The organism is Bradyrhizobium sp. LeoA1Lang (assembly GCF_055413685.1).
Window position 1 is genome coordinate 1 of the sequence record NZ_JBVAPG010000614.1, and the last position, 255, is coordinate 255.

Sequence of the window (255 nt, forward strand, 5' to 3'; positions counted from 1 at the left end):
AGGTGGTGTTCGGCACGGTGCTGTTCGGCCGCATGCATGGCGGCGCCGGCGCCGACCGCGCCATGGGCCTGTTCATGAACACCCTGCCGCTGCGGCTTGACCTTGACGGCACCGCGGTCGAGGCGAGCGTGCGGGCCACCCACGCCCGGCTGGCCGAGCTCTTGGCGCACGAGCATGCCTCGCTGGCCTTGGCGCAACGCTGCAGCGCCGTTGCGGCGCCGGCGCCGCTGTTCAGTTCGCTGTTGAACTACCGCC

1 protein-coding gene is annotated in these 255 nt (G+C 71.8%); it reads left to right on the plus strand.

The annotated features are described in order from the left end of the window. Nucleotides 1-255, plus strand: a 255-nt coding sequence (locus tag ACZYOF_RS44725; protein ID WP_463719716.1) for a hypothetical protein, incomplete at both ends; no start/stop codon positions are given.